Genomic DNA, 13,899 nt, shown 5'->3' on the forward strand with positions numbered 1-13,899 from the left:
CTTAACTTTGCAACGCAAAAAAAGACAGCAAAATGCCTAACATCAGCGAACGTGGTCAACTAATGCCGCCTTCTCCGATCCGCAAGCTGGTTCCCTATGCGGAAGCCGCTAAAAAGAAAGGAGTTACGGTTTACCACCTTAACATCGGCCAACCAGACATCGAAACCCCCAAGCCCGTACTGGATGCGGTACGGAACTCCAACTTCAAGATCCTTGAATACAGTCACAGCGCCGGCAATGAAAGCTACCGCCGCAAGCTGACCGGTTATTACAAGAAATTCGACATTACAGTAGACCATACCGAGATCATCGTGACCACTGGTGGTTCCGAGGCGATCCTGTTCGGTTTTATGGCCTGCCTGGACCCCGGCGACGAAGTGATCGTTCCGGAGCCTTTTTACGCCAATTACAACGGTTTTGCCGTTGAAGCGGAAGTGAAGGTAGTGCCTGTTACTTCCGGCATCAAATCCGGCTTTGCGCTGCCGCCTATCGGCGATTTCGAGAAGCTGATCACGGCGAAGACCAAGGCCATCATGATCTGTAATCCAAACAATCCTACCGGTTACCTCTACAGCCGCGCGGAAATGGAAGTGTTGAAAGAGATCTGCCTGAAGCACAACCTGTTCCTCTTTTCCGATGAAGCCTACCGCGAGTTTTCGTACGACGGGGAAAATATTTCCGCGCTGAACCTCAGCGGGCTGGACAACAACGTCGTGGTGTTCGACACCATTTCCAAGCGGTACAGCGCCTGCGGCGCGAGGATCGGCGCGGTAGTAACCCACAACCGGGCCATCCTGGATGCTGTGATGAAGTTTGCGCAGGCAAGACTGAGCCCGCCCAGCTTTGCGCAGATCGCTGCAGAAGCCGCTGTGGACCTGCCGGACAACTATTTTGACGAGATCAAGGAAGAATACCAGAGCCGCCGCGACCTGCTGGTGAGCCTGCTGAACAAGATCCCGGGCGTGTTCTGCCCCAATCCCGGCGGCGCTTTCTACGCGATGGCACGGCTCCCGATCGACGATGCGGATAAGTTCTGCCAGTGGCTGCTGGAGGGCTTTTCGCACGAAGGGCAGACGGTGATGCTCGCTCCTGGCACAGGTTTTTACGCTACTCCCGGCCTCGGGAAGCAGGAAGTAAGGCTTGCCTACGTTTTGAACCGGGAAAATATCGCAAAAGCGATGGGATGCCTGGCAAAAGCGCTGGAAGTATACCCCGGCCGCGTACAATAAACCCGGCAAAAAGTTTTAAAATAATGTTAAAAAAACATTACCCTTTCAAAACCTGACAAAAATCATGTTTTCAAAATCGGAGGCTGGAATGCTTGTCAATACAACGAATTCGCATTATAAAAAATTCTATATAATGTTTTTAGACACTGAAGCCTTAAATTTTTAGAAATAGAGTTTTGTAATTTGAATTTTATAGCTATTTTTACTGTGTAATCGGGACGCAAAGGTGAGAAAAGAAATAGATGCTGAAAAAACAACATACAAGTTCTGCAAAAATCTAAACCTGCTTAGCAAAAATTTAACTTGTAGAATTTTGACAATTGGGAAAATGACACGACCTTTGCATTATCAATTGAAAGTAAAAAATACAGCGACAAACTAAAACGTTTTAGCTAAACAACATATTTTTGTATCAGTTTTTCATAACGTGGAATTTATAAAGGCAAACGGCTCTGTTCACAGAGCCGTATTTTTTTTCCTCCTTTCTCAACTAATTTCATTTTCCAACCGATTGCAATTGTAATTCCTCTATTTCAAGAAAACTTACCCCCTTTTTGCAAGAGCAACTCGCCATTTTTTTCATATTATTGTCATGTAATGAAAAGACAAGGTGGGTATTGTGCTTAAACCGCATAGTACCTTTCGCTAGTTTTCATAACGTGGAATTTTAAAATGCACGGTCCTGATTCCTCAGGACCGTTCGCCGTTTTTAAAAGATGGTAATTCTTTCAAACACCTTTGTGCGTGCGGCTTCCAGGGCATGAAAAAAGGCTCCCATCGGAAGCCTTTCTCAAATGTATTTGTGAATTATTTGCCTCTTATTTCGGCATGTTCGCACGGATCATCGTAAAGAAATCATCGAACAGGTAGCGGGAATCGTGCGGGCCCGGGGTGGATTCGGGGTGGTATTGCACGGAAAACGCAGGTTTGTTTTTGATCCGGATACCTTCTACCGACTGGTCGTTCAGGTTCACATGCGTGATCTCAACATTTTCAGATGATGCAACAGCTTTTGCATCAATTGCAAAACCATGGTTCTGCGTCGTGATCTCGCATTTGCCGGTGAGCAGGTTCTTTACCGGGTGGTTCAGACCGCGGTGGCCGTGGTGCATCTTGTAAGTAGGGATGCCATTGGCCATGGCCAGCAGCTGGTGGCCCAGGCAGATGCCAAACAGGGGGCGTCCAGCTTCCAGCACTTTTTTGATCGTATTTACCGCGTAAGTAAGCGGCGCAGGGTCGCCAGGACCATTGGAAATAAAGTATGCGTGCGGTTTAAACGTTTCGCACTCTTCGAAAGATGTTTGCGTGGGATGTACTTTCAGGTAAGCGCCTTTTTCAGACAGGCATTTCAGCATATTGCGCTTCACACCATTATCCATCACCGCGATGCGGATCTCCGCATTCGGATCGCCTACGTAGTAAGGCTCTTTGGTGGATACTTCCGCGCAGAGTGCCAGCCCTTCCATGGAAGGAACTTCTTTCAGCTTGGCCTGCAACGCCTTCTCATCCAATATTTCAGAGGAAATGATGCAGTTCATCGCGCCTTTGCTGCGGATATGTGAAACCAGCGCGCGGGTATCCACTTCGTGGATGGCTACCAGGTTATTTTCTTCCAGGAACTGGGCCAGCGATTCGTCGGCCATTTTGCGGGAAAAATTATGGGCGATGTTCTTGCAGATCAACCCGCTGATCTTCACACTGCTGCTCTCCACATCCTCATTTTTGGTACCATAGTTACCCACGTAACAGTTGTTCATGATCAGCACCTGCCCTTTGTAGGAAGGATCAGTGAATACCTCCTGGTACCCGGTCATCCCGGTGTTAAAACAAAGTTCCCCGGCTGCGGTTCCAACTTTCCCGAACGCTTTGCCATGGAATACGGTGCCATCTTCTAACAACAGCATGGCCGGCTGTGTGGATCTGGTAGTCTGCGGCATTTCTTCTTACCCTTTCTTTTTTTATGTCCCCGGAAGGGACGGTTAAAACTGTGCAAAGTTAGGGCAAGATTATGAATTTTGAACAGGTTTTTACGATCTAATTCATCAGCGCGGAGCGCATGATCTTTTCCGCCACCTGGCGGCCGGTTTCATCGTTAGCCGGGTGCGTCACCAGCAGCTGTACGCGCGATCCGCCGTTTACCACTACCAGGCTGGTGAATTCCATCGGTGAATTTTGCTGGAGGATGTAACTGCCCTGCTGCAGCTGCGCGCGCTGGCCGTTGAGGTCCAGTTCCCGGGCCTTATAGCTGAACCGGGATACGCCGGCTGTTTTTTCCATCGCCACCATTATTTCCTGCGCTGTTGTTTGCAGCTCAAGGTGTGACTGTGAAAGGTGCACTGCTTCTTCCATCGAGATCACCAGCCCATCCGCGTAGCTGCCGCCTTTAAAAGCCTTTTTGCGCATATTAAGCGCATCGTTTACTGACGCGGGGGATAATGACAACGGGCTCTGGATGCGGAGGATATTGCCCCTGAAAGTGCGCCAGTTCTCCATCTCCAGCATAGCCTGCGATACTTTCGGCTCGCGGAACATCTTCACCAGTTCGGGACCATAAAATGCACTCAGGGTGCCGCAGGCGATGAGCACTGCGATGCCGGTGATCAGCGCGGCTTTGCCTTTCAGGTCGAAGCGGTGGCGGTGGCGCTTTTTCAGGATGGCCTGGTATTTTTCTTCGGGTATCCCCTGCTCCTGCCGGTATCCGTCAACCGTGCCATCAGGGTGCTGGGCTTTCCAGTCGGCATATGTGAGCGGGAACTTTTTGCCGCAGTGGTCGCAGAAGGTGATGTATTCGGATTTCATGGCGCTCATTTCCGCGCAATGACTGCATTTCAGGTAATACATAGGGTATAGGTGTTGGTCATGCTCAAAGCTAAATTACGATTTTTTGATATATCTTTTAAGGTAATGATCCATTTAAGCGGGAAAGAAAAGCATTCTTTCTCCGGGAAGCTTTGTAACTCAACATTATAACATAAAAAAAGGGATAAAGCACATGCTTTATCCCTTTTGTATATCGTTCAGATAAACTATTCAGCGGCTTTTTCTTCAGCAGCGGGAGCGGCCGGGGCGGCTTCGTCTGCTTTCTTTTTAGCACCACCTGCACGACGGGTCTTCTTGGCAGGCGCTTTTTCGGCAGCTGCAGTTTTACCGTAGATCTCGTTGAAGTCTACCAGTTCGATCAGGGCTACTTCCGCGTTGTCACCAACCCTTTTGCCGAGTTTGATGATGCGGGTGTAACCGCCGGGACGGTTGGCGATCTTTTCGCTGATGGTACCGAACAGTTCCTGGATGGATTCTTTATCCTGCAGGTAGCTGAACACGGTACGACGGTTGTGAGTGCTGTCAACTTTGGCGCGGGTCAGCAGCGGCTCGATGTAAACGCGCAGTGCTTTAGCTTTTGCCAGGGTGGTTTGAATACGTTTGTGACTGATCAGCTCGATGGCGAGGTTGCTCATCAGGCTTTTACGGTGAGCGGAAGTACGGCTCAGCCTGTTTAATTTTACTCCGTGACGCATGACATTTGTTTTGTGTTCCCTTGCACCGTGTCAGGAATTACAAGGTACTTGTTATTAAAAAACGGATCGCGACACCATGCGGCATCGCGATCCGGATAATATGTTTACTATTCTTCGTCCAGTTTCAGTTTGGACAGGTCCATACCGAAGTGCAGACCGCGTTCGCCCAGAACCTGTTCGATTTCGCTGAGGGACTTCTGGCCGAAGTTCCTGAATTTCATCAGTTCTTCCTGTTCGTACTGTACCAGTTCGCTCAGGGAGTTGATCTTGGCGGCTTTCAGACAGTTGAATGCGCGTACGCTCAGGTCCAGGTCTTCCAGGGGAGTTTTCAGGATCTTGCGCAGCTGCAGGGTCTGTTCGTCTACCACATCTTCTTTCTCAGCATCTTTCGTATCGAAGCTGATGTTTTCATCGGTGATGATCATCAGGTGCTGGATCAGGATGCGGGAAGCTTGTTTTACCGCTTCTTCCGGGTGGATGGTACCGTCGGTGATCACTTCCATGATCAGCTTTTCGTAGTCGGTCTTTTGTTCCACACGGGTGTTCTCGATGCTGTATTTCACGTTTTTGATCGGCGTAAATACAGAGTCGATAGCGATATAGCCGAAGATGGCATCTTTGGGCCTGTTCTCCTCAGCCGGCACATAACCGCGGCCTTTGCCGATGGTCAGTTCAATGTCCAGCTTAGCGGAAGGGTCAAGGGTGCAGATCAGCAGTTCGGGGTTCATGATCTGGAAAGAGTTGGTGGCTTTCTCGATCATATCAGCCCTGAACTCGGTTTTGCCTTTGATGGAGATCTGGATCTTTTCGCTGCTTACTTCATTCTCTACGATCTTTTTGAATCGTACCTGTTTCAGGTTGAGGATGATCTCAGTCACGTCTTCCGTGATCCCTTTCAGGGTGGCAAACTCGTGATCGGCGCCTTCAATCTTTATTCCCACAATGGCATAGCCCTCTAATGAAGACAACAGTACACGGCGGAGCGCGTTACCGATTGTCACACCATAACCTGGTTCTAATGGACGGAATTCGAATTGAGCTTCAAAGTCGGTAGACTTCTGCAAAACGATCTTGTCAGGCTTTTGGAAATTAAGAATTGCCATTGATATGCTTGATTTTTGAGTTTTAACGTATGTTATATGGTTAAAGCCACCCGTTAAGGTGGCTATAACTTATTACTTGCTGTACAATTCCACGATCAGCTGCTCCTTGATGTTCTCAGGAACGCTTTCTCTCTCAGGATACGCGATGAAAGTACCTTTCATATCTTTCTCATTCCAGTCCAGCCAGCTGAATTTCGGGTTTTTACCGCGGATAGCGCTGGTCAGGGAAGTGTTGCCGGTGGTCTTTTCTTTCAGACCTACCACATCACCGGGTTTCAGTTGATAAGAAGGAACGTTCACGATCACGCCGTTCACGGTTACGTGTTTGTGAGCCACCAGCTGACGGGCTGCGGGGCGGGAAGGAGCGATACCCATGCGGAATACGGTGTTGTCCAGGCGGGCTTCCAGCAGTTTGATCAATACCTCACCGGTAACGCCTTTCCTGCGGTTAGCTTCTTCGAACAGGTTGCGGAATTGTTTTTCCAGCACACCGTAAGTGTATTTTGCTTTTTGTTTTTCTCTCAGCTGCAGCGCGTACTCGCCCAGTTGCTTACGTTTGCGCTGTGCGCCGTGCTGACCGGGAGGGTTGCTGTTCTTGCCTAAATACTTGCCATTGCCTAAGATAGGCTCTCCGAAGATCCTGGAGATTTTGGTCTTGGGACCTGTGTACCTTGCCATGTTCTGTGGTTCAGATTTTTAGTTCCGGTGTACGCTCATTTAAAAATCTTAAAATTCGATCGCACACCCACTGTGATTAATAAATATACTACTTATTCATTACGAATACGAATTACCCGATACAAATGTTCATTGTAACGGATAATTCGTACAAGAAAATGCGTTGACTATACCCTTCTCTTCTTGGGAGGACGGCAACCGTTGTGCGGCAGCGGAGTCACGTCTTTGATCAGGGTTACCTCGATACCGGAATTGGAGATAGCGCGGATCGCACTCTCACGGCCGGCGCCGGGACCTTTCACAAATACATCTGCTCTTTTCAGACCTGCGTCAAAAGCGGTTTTAGCAGCATCGGATGCAGCCAGCTGGGCAGCGTAAGGAGTGTTCTTCTTAGAACCCTTGAAACCCATTTTACCAGCGGAAGACCAGGAAATAACCTGACCCTGCTTGTTGGTGATGCTCACGATGATGTTGTTGAAACTTGCAGAGATATGTACATCCCCGAAGTTGTCCACCTTTACTACCCTCTTTTTAGCGGCAGCTTTTGTATTAGTTGCTTTTGCCATAATTCGTTAAAATTCCAACTATGAAATTCCAGATCGTTGATATAAAAACCCTTTATGCCGCAACTCCCCTGATCTGGAAAGAGTAAACCCGGCAAAGGGATCTTACTATTTCTTCGGTGCCTTCTTTTTACCTGCAACCGTTTTACGCTTACCTTTCCTGGTACGGCTGTTGGTACGGGTACGCTGGCCTCTAACCGGCAGACCTTTCCTGTGACGCAGACCACGGTAGCAGGCAATATCCAGCAGGCGCTTGATATTCATCTGCACCTCGGAACGGAGCTGGCCTTCTACTTTCAGTTCGCTGTTGATGATGTTACGGATGGCGGCTTGCTCGTCGTCATTCCAGTCCTTCACCTTTTTGTTCAAATCAATGCCTGCTTTGTCCAGGATATATACGGCGGTGGAGTGACCAATACCAAAGATATAAGTCAGACCAATTTCACCTCTTTTGTTTTTAGGAAGATCAATACCGGCTATACGTGCCATATTAATTGTTTAGTTTTTATTCGTTTAATTGAGATACAGATGCTGATTAACCCTGGCGTTGTTTAAAACGGGGATTCTTTTTGTTGATCACCAGCAATTTACCCTTGCGGCGAACGATCTTGCAGTCTGCACTTCTTTTCTTGATGGAAGCTCTTACTTTCATGAGTCAATAGTTATAAATCTACCAGAGTTGTTTTTTACTTATACCTGAAAATTATACGACCCCTGCTCAAATCGTAAGGGCTCATCTCTACGCCAACCTTATCTCCCGGCAGGATGCGAATATAGTGCATCCTCATTTTTCCAGAAATGGTAGCCAATATCTCGTGTCCGTTCTCCAGTTTTACCCTGAACATCGCATTTGATAAGGCTTCCAGAATTATACCATCCTGTTTAATCAATGCCTGTTTCGCCATAAAAATTTTTAGGAATGCAAAGATACCATAAAAGTTTCTGAAACCGAAAAAAATACCCGAAATAATCTTTTAAAAAGCCCAACCATGTGGATAACTTTTAGAATTATCCTGTAGACTTGATAAAAGTTATTCAGTCCCAGATAGTTATAAAGTTGAAAACTATATAATCATTGGCCGGGCCCCACCCGGTATTTCTCCCGTTTTTCCCCAACAGGCAGCAAATATACCGATTTCCCTGTCATAAATGCAGCCCGCATCAGGACACGGCCGCGGCTATATGCCCGGAAAATAACGCAGCATTTGCCTTCTCGGCAACTTCTATTTCGGCAAAGGTTGACAATACATCAGGTTTCCCTTTCGCTACCGCCACGGTATGCTCGTAGTGCACGCTCGCCTTGCGGTCGCGCGTTACCACCGTCCAGCCGTCTTCCAGGTATTCCACATCGCGGGTGCCCAGGTTCACCATCGGCTCTATCGCGATCACCAGCCCTTCTTTCAATACCGCGCCACTGCCCCTGCGGCCGTAATTAGGCACCTGCGGGTCTTCGTGAAGGTTACGCCCCAGGCCATGGCCTACCAGCTCTCTTACAACGCCGTAGCCCCTCTCCTTCTCCACGTACTCCTGGATGGCATAGGCAATATCGCCCACGCGGTTACCCACCACTGCTTTCTCAATGCCTTTGGCCAGCGCGGTTTTCGTAGCGGCCATCAGTTTCTGCACATGTGTGGGCACTTCGCCAATGGCAAAGGTATACGCACTGTCACCATGAAACCCGTTCTTGTACACGCCCACATCTACGGACACGATGTCGCCCTCCCGCAGCGTGTATGCGTTGGGAATGCCATGCACCACGGCTTCGTTCACGGATATGCAGCAGGTATTGGGAAAACCTTTATAGTTTTTGAATGAGGGCACCGCCCCATGATCGCGGATGAATGTTTCGGCGATGGCGTCCACATCCAGCGTGCTCATGCCCGGCTTCAGCCTGGAGGCTACTTCAGCCAGGGTGGCACTAACGAGCTGTGCGCTTTCACGGATCAGTTCTATTTCTTCTTTCGTCTTATAATGGATCATAACACGCGAAATTAGGTAAAATTGGTGATTCGGTACGGCACCGCGGCGCGGAATGCCTTATAACAAAACAGCCATCCTGAAACTTTGGTTCCGGATGGCTGTCAATATTGTGTAAGAAGCTATTAAGCGTTGGCCGGCGTGGTCCTGCCTTTGATGCGGCCGGAGCTCATCAGGCCATCGTAGTGGCGCATGAGCAGCTGGCTTTCGATCTGCTGCAGGGTATCCAGGATTACGCCTACCATGATCAGCAGTGAGGTACCACCGAAGAAGGTTGCGAAATTGCTGTTGATACGGAGCGCAGCGGCGATGCCGGGCATGATACCTACCAGGGCGAGGAAGAACGCGCCGGGCAGGGTGATGCGGTCCATCACAGCGCCGATATAGTCCGCGGTCGCTTTACCGGGTTTAACGCCGGGCACGAAGCCGTTGTTCTTTTTCATTTCATCCGCCATTTGCGTGGGGTTGAAGATGAGCGCTGTATAGAAGAAGGTGAACACTACCACGAGCACTGCATAGATCACGTTGTACCAGGGATTGGTATGGTCGCTGAAGATGCGGATGAAGGTGGATGCGTTTTCACTTTGAGTGGCGAAGCCTATAGCGGTAGCCGGGATGAACATGATGGCCTGTGCGAAGATGATGGGCATTACACCGGCTGCATTCACCTTGAGGGGAATGAACTGGCGTACCCCGCCATATTGTTTGTTTCCGACAATACGTTTTGCGTAGTTCACGGGTATCTTGCGTGTGCCCTGTACCAGCAGGATGAGACCGATGGTGATCAGGATGAAGAATGCCAGCTCCACGAGGAAGATGAGCAAGCCGCCGCCTGCGCCGGTTGTTTTCAGGGTAAACTCCTGGAGCAGCGCTTCGGGGAGGCGGGCAAGGATACCGGTCATGATGATGATGGAAGTACCGTTACCAATTCCTTTATCGGTGATCTTTTCACCCAGCCACATGACGAACAGGGTACCGGCGGTGAGCACAACCGTGGTGGACAGCCAGAACAGGAACGTGCCGTATTCTGGTATCAGCGCCGCGGCAGACTGCGTTCTCAGGTAGGCAACATATGCGCTGGCCTGGAAGGCGGTTACGATCACGGTGAGGAGGCGGGTGTACTGGTTGATCTTTTTGCGGCCGCTGTCTCCTTCCTTCTGCAGTTTCTGGAAGTAGGGAACAGCGATGGTCAGCAGCTGTATGGCAATGGACGCCGAGATGTACGGCATGATGCCCAGTGCGAAGATGGATGCACGCGAGAAGGATCCGCCGGCGAACATGTTGAAGAGCCCGAGAATACCTTTCTGGGATGTTTCTGAAAAGTTGGCCAGTTGGTTGGGATCGAGACCGGGAAGGGTGATATAGGAGCCCACACGGTACACAAGTACCAGGAGCAGCGTGGTGAGAATGCGTTTACGCAGGTCCTCGATGCTCCAGATGTTCTTTATGGTTTCGATAAATTTCTTCACAGGAAGATAAGAGTTTAATAACGCGTGTAAAATTCGAAAAGACGCACTACTCCGTAGGCGCCTTCTCTATCGTAATTTCTTAAACCAGTTCTACAGATCCACCGGCTGCTTCGATGGCTGATTTGGCTTTCTCGCTGATCGCGTTCACTTTCAGCGTTACTTTGCTTTTCAGTTCTCCGTGACCAAGGACTTTCACCTTGTTGGTCTTGCTGATCAGGCCGTTCATATACAGGTTTTCGAGGGAGAATTCCTGGATACCGTATTTCTCGATGATCTGCTCAAGCTGGCCAACATTGAATACTTTATATTCAGTACGGGTGATGGGAATGAAACCGCGTTTGGGCAAACGGCGCTGGATAGGCATCTGACCGCCTTCGTGGCCTCTTTTGCTGGAGTAACCGGTGTTGGATTGCGCACCTTTGTTACCTTTCGTAGCAGTACCGCCTTTACCGGATGCCTCACCACGACCTAAACGTTTTTCCTTATGTACTGCGCCTTTTGCAGGCCTTAAATTCTGTAAGTTCATGATTGAATTGTTTTACTTACGCGGAAATCAACCGCTCGCTTTTACAATGATAATTCAAAAAAGTAAGATGCCAATATAAAAATGAAAATTTTACATTATGCATTCACTTCTTCCACCTTCACCAGGTGGTTTACTTTGCGTACCATACCCAGGATCTGGGGGGTAGCTTCCACTTCTACGGTGTTGTTCATCTTTTTCAGTCCGAGAGCCAACAGGGTCAGCTTCTGACGTTCCGGACGATCGATACCGCTCTTTACCTGGGTGATCTTGATCTTTGCCATTTTTTCTATAATATTTCCAATGAAGAATACCGTGCGCCGGCATCGCAGCCGGAACCGGGATTTGGAATCAGGTGCTTATCCGTTGAATACTTTCTTCAGGGACACGTTACGCGTTTTAGCGATCGCTATCGGTTCGCGCAGCAGGCCCAGGGCTTTGAAGGTCGCTTTCACCACGTTGTGGGGGTTAGCGGAACCCAGGGATTTTGCCAGAACGTCCGTGATGCCGGCGCTTTCCAGCACAGCGCGCATAGAACCACCCGCGATCACGCCGGTACCATGGGCAGCCGGTTTGATCAGCACTTTCGCAGCTCCTTCCTTCGCCAGCTGGTCGTGAGGAATAGTGCCGTGATGTACCGGGATCTTGATCAGGTTCTTCTTCGCGTCGTCGATACCTTTGGTGATCGCTTCCTGCACTTCCTTGGCTTTACCAAGACCGTGACCCACTACACCGTTCTCGTTACCTACAACTACCAGCGCGGAGAAACTGAAAGTACGGCCGCCTTTGGTGGTTTTGGTAACCCTGTTGATAGCCACAACCTTTTCTTTCAGCTCCAGATCGCCAGCTTTTACTTTATTGAATGAATTCTTTGCCATTTTTATTTAATAAGAATTACGATATCAGATTGTTTATTCTTCTAATCCTTTTTACCGGACTAGAACATCAGGCCACCTTCGCGTGCGCCGTCAGCAGTTGCTTTTACACGGCCGTGGTAGAGGTAACCGCTCCTGTCGAATACACAGGTGGTGATGCCTACCGCTACAGCCTTTGCAGCCAGTGCTGCGCCCGCCAATTTGGCTTTCTCTGATTTGGTACCAGCTGCGCCGGCGATCGCTTTCTCACGGGTGGAGGCTGCTGCCAGGGTAGTGCCGTTGGTATCGTCGATCAATTGCAGATAGATGTCTGAATTACTGCGGAATACAGACAGTCTCGGCTTTTGTGCAGTTCCGCTGATCTTTTTACGGATACGGTAGCGGATATTCTGTCTTCTGTTAAGTCTTGTAATCATTACTAAGTGTATTTAAGGCCCGATGCTGCCGGGACTATGTTCAGCAAATACCGGCATATTGCTATCCCGGTATTTGCTGCTGGTTTAATAATTCTGTTTAGTGTCAGCCGGAGGCTACGCTTATTTACCGGCAGATTTACCTGCTTTTTTGCGTACCACTTCGTCGCTGTAACGCACACCTTTACCTTTGTACGGCTCGGGTTTGCGGAGGCTGCGGATCTTGGCGGCAACCTGGCCCAGCAGTTGATTGTCGATCCCTTCCAGCATGATCTTCGGGTTCTGGCCTTTTTCAGTAAGCGTGGTTACTTTCAGCTCTTTCGGAACCTCGAAAATGATGTTGTGGGAATAACCTAAAGATAAGTCCAGCAACTGACCTGCGTTCGCAGCCTTGTAACCTACACCCACCAGTTCAAGCTGTTTCTTGAAACCTTCGGTAACACCGGTCACCATGTTGGAGATCAGCGCGCGGTACAAACCGTGCAGGGCGCGGTGGCGGATCTGGTCGGTAGGACGGATCACGTTCAGTTCGCCGTCTTTCACTTCCACTTTGATATCGCGGTCGATCACCTGTTTCAGTTCGCCTTTAGGGCCTTTCACGGTGATCTCGTTTGCAGCGGATACGTTTACGGTAACACCGCTGGCCAATTTAATAGGAGCTCTGCCTATACGTGACATAATCAGTCAGTTTTATTGTTGTGATTCCGGCATCCCGTGTTCAGCCCGTATAGAAGGCTTAATTGTCAGATATGCCGTATCCCGTCCCGGGTTGAACCGGGACGGGAAAAATATATTAGTATATGTAGCAAACTACTTCGCCACCTACATTCTGTGCTTTTGCTTCCTTGTCGGTCATTACACCTTTGGAAGTAGAGATGATAGCCACGCCCAGGCCATTCTTGATGCGTTTGAATTCGCCGGGCTTGGAGTACTGGCGCAGACCGGGACGGGAGATCCTTTGCAGGTCCTGGATCGCAGGCACCTTGGTTTGCGGGTCATACTTCAGCGCTATCTTGATGAGGCCCTGTTTGTTGTCCTCTTCGAACTTGTACTTCAGGATATAACCTTTGTCGTACAGGATTTCGGTAATACGTTTCTTCAGTTTTGAAGCCGGGATTTCCACGATCCTGTGATTTGCCATCTGGGCGTTGCGGATACGTGTAAGAAAATCTGCTATTGGATCAGTAACCATTGTTTGAATTAGTTTACAATAAGTTATTACAATGCGATATCCAATCGATATAGAAAGGAAAATCAAATACTACTTGAGCCTTTCGGCACTGCTTACCAGGAAGCTTTGCGAACGCCGGGGATCTTACCAGCCAGCGCCATGTCGCGGAACATGTTACGGCAGATGCCGAACTGACGGATATAACCTTTCGGACGGCCGGACAGCTGGCAACGGTTGTGCAGGCGAACGGGAGATGCGTTTTTAGGCAGTTTGTCCAGTTCTGCGTAGTTACCTTCTGCTTTCAGCGCAGCGCGTTTCTCAGCGAACTTGGCTACCATTGCCTCTCTCTTTCTTTGTCTGGCTTTTACGGATTCTTTTGCCAT

At 49.2% G+C, this 13,899-nt stretch carries 18 protein-coding genes and 1 pseudogene; 1 reads left to right on the top strand and 18 read right to left on the bottom strand.

What is annotated here, in order from left to right; translation table 11 throughout:
* Positions 1 to 32: 32 nt before the first annotated feature.
* Positions 33 to 1,229 carry a pyridoxal phosphate-dependent aminotransferase gene (locus R3I13_RS15345; RefSeq protein WP_346318843.1) on the top strand — a complete coding sequence of 399 codons (1,197 nt, stop codon included), beginning with the start codon at positions 33 to 35 and terminating at the stop codon, positions 1,227 to 1,229.
* A gap of 818 nt (positions 1,230 to 2,047) precedes the next feature.
* Here R3I13_RS15345 and carA read toward each other — a convergent pair.
* The 18 genes and pseudogenes from carA to rpsN form a co-directional block, all read right to left on the bottom strand.
* Entirely contained in the window at positions 2,048 to 3,133 is a 1,086-nt protein-coding gene (gene carA / locus R3I13_RS15350) for a glutamine-hydrolyzing carbamoyl-phosphate synthase small subunit (protein WP_346318844.1), read from the bottom strand.
* A gap of 130 nt (positions 3,134 to 3,263) precedes the next feature.
* Positions 3,264 to 4,070, bottom strand: coding sequence for a hypothetical protein (locus tag R3I13_RS15355; RefSeq protein WP_346318845.1), 807 nt, complete (start codon positions 4,068 to 4,070; stop codon positions 3,264 to 3,266).
* Between the two features lie 323 nt (positions 4,071 to 4,393).
* Positions 4,394 to 4,744, bottom strand: a pseudogene (gene rplQ / locus R3I13_RS15360) (50S ribosomal protein L17); the annotation flags it as partial.
* A 107-nt stretch (positions 4,745 to 4,851) separates the two neighbouring features.
* Entirely contained in the window at positions 4,852 to 5,847 is a 996-nt protein-coding gene (locus R3I13_RS15365) for a DNA-directed RNA polymerase subunit alpha (RefSeq protein ID WP_209142585.1), read from the bottom strand.
* 72 nt (positions 5,848 to 5,919) lie between these two features.
* Positions 5,920 to 6,525, bottom strand: coding sequence for a 30S ribosomal protein S4 (rpsD, locus tag R3I13_RS15370; RefSeq protein WP_346318846.1), 606 nt, complete (start codon positions 6,523 to 6,525; stop codon positions 5,920 to 5,922).
* Positions 6,526 to 6,692: 167 nt separating this feature from the next.
* A complete protein-coding gene (gene rpsK / locus R3I13_RS15375) occupies positions 6,693 to 7,091 on the bottom strand; it encodes a 30S ribosomal protein S11 (RefSeq protein ID WP_119078771.1) in 399 nt (132 codons plus the stop codon).
* A gap of 105 nt (positions 7,092 to 7,196) precedes the next feature.
* Positions 7,197 to 7,577: a 30S ribosomal protein S13 gene (gene rpsM / locus R3I13_RS15380; protein WP_346318847.1), complete on the bottom strand. Its 381-nt coding sequence runs from the start codon at positions 7,575 to 7,577 to the stop codon at positions 7,197 to 7,199.
* 46 nt (positions 7,578 to 7,623) lie between these two features.
* A complete protein-coding gene (gene rpmJ, locus R3I13_RS15385; protein WP_072360626.1) occupies positions 7,624 to 7,740 on the bottom strand; it encodes a 50S ribosomal protein L36 in 117 nt (38 codons plus the stop codon).
* Between the two features lie 34 nt (positions 7,741 to 7,774).
* Positions 7,775 to 7,993, bottom strand: a complete 219-nt coding sequence (infA, locus tag R3I13_RS15390) for a translation initiation factor IF-1 (RefSeq protein WP_012789309.1) — start codon at positions 7,991 to 7,993, stop codon at positions 7,775 to 7,777.
* 256 nt (positions 7,994 to 8,249) lie between these two features.
* Entirely contained in the window at positions 8,250 to 9,068 is an 819-nt protein-coding gene (map, locus tag R3I13_RS15395; RefSeq protein ID WP_346318848.1) for a type I methionyl aminopeptidase, read from the bottom strand.
* 122 nt (positions 9,069 to 9,190) lie between these two features.
* Entirely contained in the window at positions 9,191 to 10,534 is a 1,344-nt protein-coding gene (secY, locus tag R3I13_RS15400) for a preprotein translocase subunit SecY (RefSeq protein ID WP_346318849.1), read from the bottom strand.
* 79 nt (positions 10,535 to 10,613) lie between these two features.
* Positions 10,614 to 11,060 (bottom strand): 50S ribosomal protein L15, encoded by a 447-nt coding sequence (gene rplO, locus R3I13_RS15405; RefSeq protein WP_346318850.1) that lies wholly within the window; start codon positions 11,058 to 11,060, stop codon positions 10,614 to 10,616.
* A 95-nt stretch (positions 11,061 to 11,155) separates the two neighbouring features.
* Positions 11,156 to 11,341 (bottom strand): 50S ribosomal protein L30, encoded by a 186-nt coding sequence (rpmD, locus tag R3I13_RS15410; RefSeq protein ID WP_120516907.1) that lies wholly within the window; start codon positions 11,339 to 11,341, stop codon positions 11,156 to 11,158.
* A gap of 75 nt (positions 11,342 to 11,416) precedes the next feature.
* Entirely contained in the window at positions 11,417 to 11,935 is a 519-nt protein-coding gene (rpsE, locus tag R3I13_RS15415) for a 30S ribosomal protein S5 (RefSeq protein WP_346318851.1), read from the bottom strand.
* A gap of 59 nt (positions 11,936 to 11,994) precedes the next feature.
* Positions 11,995 to 12,348 carry a 50S ribosomal protein L18 gene (rplR, locus tag R3I13_RS15420; RefSeq protein ID WP_346318852.1) on the bottom strand — a complete coding sequence of 118 codons (354 nt, stop codon included), beginning with the start codon at positions 12,346 to 12,348 and terminating at the stop codon, positions 11,995 to 11,997.
* Positions 12,349 to 12,468: 120 nt separating this feature from the next.
* Positions 12,469 to 13,023 carry a 50S ribosomal protein L6 gene (rplF, locus tag R3I13_RS15425; protein ID WP_346318853.1) on the bottom strand — a complete coding sequence of 185 codons (555 nt, stop codon included), beginning with the start codon at positions 13,021 to 13,023 and terminating at the stop codon, positions 12,469 to 12,471.
* Between the two features lie 115 nt (positions 13,024 to 13,138).
* Positions 13,139 to 13,537, bottom strand: a complete 399-nt coding sequence (rpsH, locus tag R3I13_RS15430) for a 30S ribosomal protein S8 (protein ID WP_346318854.1) — start codon at positions 13,535 to 13,537, stop codon at positions 13,139 to 13,141.
* Between the two features lie 92 nt (positions 13,538 to 13,629).
* A complete protein-coding gene (gene rpsN / locus R3I13_RS15435) occupies positions 13,630 to 13,899 on the bottom strand; it encodes a 30S ribosomal protein S14 (RefSeq protein ID WP_123848634.1) in 270 nt (89 codons plus the stop codon).

The sequence above is a fragment of the Chitinophaga sp. YIM B06452 genome (genome assembly GCF_039655965.1).
GTDB lineage: Bacteria > Bacteroidota > Bacteroidia > Chitinophagales > Chitinophagaceae > Chitinophaga.

Bases quoted from the DNA above. Each gene is read 5' to 3' on its own strand.
- rpmD (WP_120516907.1), bottom strand. From the start codon at position 11,341: ATGGCAAAGATCAAGATCACCCAGGTAAAGAGCGGTATCGATCGTCCG.
- rpsM (WP_346318847.1), bottom strand. From the start codon at position 7,577: ATGGCACGTATAGCCGGTATTGATCTTCCTAAAAACAAAAGAGGTGAA.
- R3I13_RS15345 (WP_346318843.1), top strand. From the start codon at position 33: ATGCCTAACATCAGCGAACGTGGTCAACTAATGCCGCCTTCTCCGATC.
- rplR (WP_346318852.1), bottom strand. From the start codon at position 12,348: ATGATTACAAGACTTAACAGAAGACAGAATATCCGCTACCGTATCCGT.
- rpsH (WP_346318854.1), bottom strand. From the start codon at position 13,537: ATGGTTACTGATCCAATAGCAGATTTTCTTACACGTATCCGCAACGCC.
- rpsE (WP_346318851.1), bottom strand. From the start codon at position 11,935: ATGGCAAAGAATTCATTCAATAAAGTAAAAGCTGGCGATCTGGAGCTG.
- rpsD (WP_346318846.1), bottom strand. From the start codon at position 6,525: ATGGCAAGGTACACAGGTCCCAAGACCAAAATCTCCAGGATCTTCGGA.
- infA (WP_012789309.1), bottom strand. From the start codon at position 7,993: ATGGCGAAACAGGCATTGATTAAACAGGATGGTATAATTCTGGAAGCC.
- rpsK (WP_119078771.1), bottom strand. From the start codon at position 7,091: ATGGCAAAAGCAACTAATACAAAAGCTGCCGCTAAAAAGAGGGTAGTA.
- map (WP_346318848.1), bottom strand. From the start codon at position 9,068: ATGATCCATTATAAGACGAAAGAAGAAATAGAACTGATCCGTGAAAGC.
- R3I13_RS15355 (WP_346318845.1), bottom strand. From the start codon at position 4,070: ATGTATTACCTGAAATGCAGTCATTGCGCGGAAATGAGCGCCATGAAA.
- rplF (WP_346318853.1), bottom strand. From the start codon at position 13,023: ATGTCACGTATAGGCAGAGCTCCTATTAAATTGGCCAGCGGTGTTACC.
- rpsN (WP_123848634.1), bottom strand. From the start codon at position 13,899: ATGGCAAAAGAATCCGTAAAAGCCAGACAAAGAAAGAGAGAGGCAATG.
- rpmJ (WP_072360626.1), bottom strand. From the start codon at position 7,740: ATGAAAGTAAGAGCTTCCATCAAGAAAAGAAGTGCAGACTGCAAGATC.
- R3I13_RS15365 (WP_209142585.1), bottom strand. From the start codon at position 5,847: ATGGCAATTCTTAATTTCCAAAAGCCTGACAAGATCGTTTTGCAGAAG.
- rplO (WP_346318850.1), bottom strand. From the start codon at position 11,060: ATGAACTTACAGAATTTAAGGCCTGCAAAAGGCGCAGTACATAAGGAA.
- carA (WP_346318844.1), bottom strand. From the start codon at position 3,133: ATGCTGTTGTTAGAAGATGGCACCGTATTCCATGGCAAAGCGTTCGGG.